Annotated in this window: 1 protein-coding gene; it reads left to right on the top strand. The window is 75.8% G+C overall.

What is annotated here, in order from left to right; all coding sequences use genetic code 11:
• On the top strand, positions 1-3,746 hold a 3,746-nt coding region (locus KN815_RS46195; protein WP_216347766.1), incomplete at both ends, for a type I polyketide synthase.

The following is a 3,746-nucleotide window of genomic DNA, read 5'->3' as shown; positions in this document are numbered from 1 at the left end:
ACGCCTCCACCCTGCGCACCGTGCTGCCCGCCTACGTCGGCACGCTGCCGCCCGGTCTGGAGGAGCAACTGCCGAGGCTGACCGAGGACTCGTTCCCCGGCATGCTCGCCAACGTCATCGCGGGGCGCATCGCCAACCGGCTCGACCTCGGCGGCGCCAACTACACCGTCGACGCGGCCTGTGCCTCCTCGCTCACCGCCGTCGACGCCGCCTGCAAGGAACTCGTCACCGGCACCAGCGACCTGGTTCTGTGCGGCGGCGCCGACCTGCACAACGGCATCAACGACTATCTGCTCTTCTCCTCGGTGCACGCGCTGTCGCCCTCCGGCCGCTCGGCCACCTTCGACGCGAGCGCGGACGGCATCGCCCTCGGCGAGGGCGTCGCCTGCGTGGCCCTCAAGCGCCTGGCCGACGCCGAACGCGACGGCGACCGGATCTACGCGGTGATCGACGGCGTCGGCAGCGCCAGCGACGGCCGTGGCCTCGGCCTGACCGCGCCCCGCCCCGAAGGCCAGCGCGCCGCCCTGACCCGCGCCTACGCCAACGCCCGGATCTCCCCGGCCGAGGTCGGCCTGATCGAGGCACACGGCACCGGCACCGTCGTCGGCGACCGCACCGAACTCGCCACCCTCACCGAGGTGTTCCGGGAATACGGGGCCGAACCCGGCTCCTGCGCCATCGGCTCGGTCAAGTCGCAGATCGGGCACACCAAGTGCGCCGCCGGACTGGCCGGACTGATCAAAACCACCCTCGCGCTCTACCACGGCGTCAAGCCGCCCACCCTGCACCTGGGCAACCCCAACCCGGCCTGGCAGGCGGACACCAGCCCGTTCGCCTTCCACACCGCCACCGCCCCGTGGGCCGTCGAACCGGCCGACCGGATCGCGGGCGTCAGCGCCTTCGGCTTCGGCGGCACCAACTTCCACGTCGTCCTGCGCGCCCACGACCAGGCGCCCGCCGCACACGCCCTGGACGCCTGGCCGGCCGAGCTGTTCACCTTCCGGGGCCGCGAGGAGCAGGCCGCGATCAAGGCGGTCCGCGCCCTGCTCGCCCTGATCGACCAGGACGGCGGCCACGCCCGCCTGCGCGACCTCGCGCGCCACGCCGCCCACCGCAGCGACCAGGCCGCCGTGCGCGGCGAACCCGTACAGATCGCGGTGGTCGCCCGCTCGGCGGCCGAACTGCCGGAGCTGCTGCGCCGGGCCGCCGAGGGCGACCACGCCCCCGCCGACGGCATCCACCTCGCCCGCGCCGTGCCGCGGGAGGTCGCGGAGGGACAGCTCGCGCTGCTCTTCCCGGGCCAGGGCAGCCAGCGCCCCGGGATGCTCGCACCGCTCTTCGCGGCCTTCCCCGGCCTCCACCGCCATCTGCACCTGGGCGCCCGCTGGGCCGACGCGCTCTTCCCGCCGGCCGCGCTCGACGCCGAGACCGAGGCCCGCACCAAGGCCCGGATCACCGACACGGCCGTGGCCCAGCCCGCCCTCGGCATCACCGCGCTCGCCGCCACCGAACTGCTCGGCTCGCTCGGGGTGCGCCCCGCGATGGCAGGCGGCCACAGCTACGGCGAACTCGCCGCGCTCGCCGCCGCCGGAGTCTTCACCCCCGACGAACTGCTCGCCGCCAGCGCCGCCCGCGCCGAGGCCATCCTCGGCCGGGTCCCGGAGGGCGACGCGGGGGCCATGGCCGCGGTCGGCACCTCCGCCGACCGGGTCGAAGAGGTGCTGCGCCTCGCGGACCTGGCCGGTGACGTGGTGGCCGCCAACCACAACTCGCCCACCCAGACGGTCATCTCGGGCCCCAGCGAGGCGGTCGCCGCCGCCGTCGCGGGGCTGAAGGACGCCGGATACAGCGCCAAGCCGCTGAGCGTGGCCTGCGCCTTCCACAGCCCGCTGCTCGACGGCGCCGGTGAGGACTTCGGCAGCCACCTCGCGGGACTGGACCTGCCGGCCCCGGCCTTCCCGGTCTGGGCCAACCGCACCGCGGCCCGCTACCCCGACGACGCCGAGGGCATCCGCGCGGAACTGGCCGCCCAGCTCGGCTCCCCGGTCCGCTTCGCCGAACAGATCGAGGCGATGTACGAGGCAGGCGCCCGGGTCTTCGTCGAGGCCGGTCCCGGCCGGGTGCTCAGCCGCCTGGTGGCGGACGTGCTCGGGGACCGCCCGCATCGCACCGTACCGCTGGAGGGCCGCCGCGACGGCGGACTGCCCGCCTTCCTGGCCGCGCTCGCCCAACTCGCCGTCAGCGGAACGGAGTTGCGCACCCGGCCGCTGTTCACCGGCCGCGACACCGTCGACCCCGCCACCGCCAAGGCCGTCCGGCGGGCCGGGTTCACCGTCGACGGCCATCTGCTGCGCCGCGCCGACGGCGCCTTCCCGCCGCACGCCCTGCTCCCCGCCCGACCCGTGACGGAGTTCACCGTGTCCGACCCGCGTCACCTCCCCGCGCCGGCCGCCGGCCCCGAAGCGCTGATCGCGGAGTTCCTCCGCAGCAGCCGGGAGATGGTCTCCGCCCAGCGCGACGTCCTGCTCTCCTACCTGGGGGCACCCGAACTTCCGCCCGGGACGACGACGCGGCCGGCCGCGCAGGCGATACCCGCGGCACCCAGCGTCCCGGCCGTCACCGCGTCGCCGTCCGCCGTCCCGTCCGCCCCCGCCGCGGCAGGTGCCCCGGCCCGTGATGTGCCGGTCCTGGACACCGTTCTCGAGGTGGTCGCGGGGCTCACCGGCTATCCGGTGGACATGCTGGAGCCGGATCTCGATCTGGAGGCCGATCTCAGCATCGACTCCATCAAACGGGCCGAGATCGCCGGTGAACTGGCCGCCCGGCTGGGCGTCGCCGCCGGGGGCGGCGAGCAACTGGAGGAGCTGAGCGGCGTCCGTACCGCCGAGGGCATGGCCTCGCTCCTGGCCGCCCGGCTCGACACCCCCGCCGCCGTCCCGTCCGCCCCCGCCGCGGCAGGCGCCCCGGCCCGTGATGTGCCGGTCCTGGACACCGTCCTCGAGGTGGTCGCGGGGCTCACCGGCTATCCGGTGGACATGCTGGAGCCGGATCTCGATCTGGAGGCCGACCTGAGCATCGACTCCATCAAGCGCACCGAGATCGTCGGCGAACTCGGCGCCCGGCTCGCCCTGGACGCCGCCCGGGCGGACCTCGAAGCGCTCAGCGGCGCCCGTACCGTCGCCGCGCTCGGCGCACTCCTGGAGGCGGCCCTCGGCTCCGTTCCGGCGCCCGTCGCGGCTCCCGCCGCCGCCGAGGCCCCGGCCGCCACTCCCGCCGTCGACGGACCACGCCCGGAGATCATCGCCCCGCAGCGGCTGCTGTTCGCCGAACACGTCCTCGAACCGGTCACCGCCCGCCCGGAGCCCGGCCGCCGGGTACAGCTCCTCGGCGGTGGCGAGACCGCCGTCGAGCTGTCCGCGCTGCTGGCCGAGGCGGGCGTCGAGACCGAGCTGGTCCCCGACGGCGAACTGCCTGCCGCGGGTGAGGAGACGGTGGTGCACCTGACGCCGCTGGACGCCGAAGGACCCGTACTGCCCGAAGCCTTCGCCCTCTACCAGCGGGTCCTCGCCGCCGGGCCGCGTCGCCTGCTCGCCGCCGACCGGCGGGGCGCCGGGGCGCCCAGCGGGCTGCGCGGCTTCTTCCGCACGGTGGCCCGTGAGTACCCCGAGACCCACGCCACGCTGGCCGAGGTCCCCGACGGGGCGAGCGCCGCCGAGGCCGCCCGCGCCCTGTTCGCCGAACTCGCC

The organism is Streptomyces niphimycinicus (assembly GCF_018883605.1).
Classification (GTDB): Bacteria; Actinomycetota; Actinomycetes; order Streptomycetales; family Streptomycetaceae; genus Streptomyces; species Streptomyces niphimycinicus.
Note: the sequence above shows the minus strand (reverse complement) of the source record. Positions and strands in the feature narration are given on the sequence as shown.